The organism is Xenorhabdus yunnanensis, assembly GCF_028598805.1.
In the GTDB taxonomy this organism is placed as follows: Bacteria; Pseudomonadota; Gammaproteobacteria; order Enterobacterales; family Enterobacteriaceae; genus Xenorhabdus; species Xenorhabdus yunnanensis.
Genome location: NZ_JAQRFI010000173.1, coordinates 1 through 1,058 on the forward strand (window position 1 = coordinate 1; position 1,058 = coordinate 1,058).

Genomic DNA, 1,058 nt, shown 5'->3' on the forward strand with positions numbered 1-1,058 from the left:
AAACACTGGAACAATACACAGTGAATAAAATGAACAATATTTTGATTTTAATATAAAAATAATAAATATCGATAAACATCAAAACATGAAATTATTTCATCGCTAGTGAAAACGATTAATGATTTCTGAGGTTGGGTTATTTAGAAAGTTACTTTGATTCTAATGCATGTTGCTGACGAGCTGTATTTACAACCATTTCAGCAAATTTATTTGAAACATTTTCTCGAATTCCATTATTTACGGCATTGGTAATCGCTTGATCAATATCTTTTTGAATTACGCTAACTCTTTTACTAACTAATTCTTGCATTCTATCACTCATTAGATATTTGATTAATGGAATTCCATCATAGCTGCTTGTGAAATTACCGTTTTTATCCACTTTTTTCTCTAAGGTATTATCAAAGCTTTTCTTGATTAGGTCGGTAATTGTTAGGCACTCTTGAACATCACCCCATTTATCAGTAACTGTAACTTCTTTTTTCAGCCATTCATCAGCAAATGCGATAGCTTTCTTTTCAATGGTAGCTTTCGCAGAATTTATAGATTCATTTATTGCCTGATTAATTTGTTTCGATGCTTCTTTTTCTACTTTATCCAAACATTGTCGTGAAATGGACTTTTTAACTCCTTCAATAATTTGATATTTAACTTCTTCATCAATATTGCCATCTTCTTCTAACCAATCTAAGTCCACTGTGATGTTTATTTTCATTTCCGATTCCTATTTATGTGATAGTGAAAATTATTTCTGAGTCAGAGCAATAAGGGCTTTGGCGTGTAATAACGCTGATTCCTTATCTAGATGAATAATTCCTGAGTTTAGTCTTTCATTGTCAATAGCATCATTTTTCCAAAAATATGCATAGTAATCTTGATTTCCGCTGGTAATTGATGGCACGTAATATCTAAGCTCATTATTTAATTTATCTGGATTTTTTACCGCCTCAGGAATATCCATATCCCCGATTCTGATAGTGCGGGGTTTTATACGGTACTCAACATTGGGATGAAAATACAATTTAAAGTCACATTCAATCCATCTATTACTAGTATGG

Annotated in this window: 2 protein-coding genes; both read right to left on the bottom strand. The window is 31.5% G+C overall.

Annotated elements, in window-relative coordinates; translation table 11 throughout:
* Window positions 1-148 precede the first annotated feature (148 nt).
* Window positions 149-715 carry a hypothetical protein gene (locus PSI23_RS21505; RefSeq protein WP_273556981.1) on the bottom strand — a complete coding sequence of 189 codons (567 nt, stop codon included), beginning with the start codon at window positions 713-715 and terminating at the stop codon, window positions 149-151.
* Between the two features lie 30 nt (window positions 716-745).
* The coding region (locus tag PSI23_RS21510) for a hypothetical protein (RefSeq protein ID WP_273556982.1) at window positions 746-1,058 on the bottom strand (313 nt) is incomplete at its 5' end.

Bases quoted from the DNA above. Each gene is read 5' to 3' on its own strand.
- PSI23_RS21505 (WP_273556981.1), bottom strand. From the start codon at position 715: ATGAAAATAAACATCACAGTGGACTTAGATTGGTTAGAAGAAGATGGC.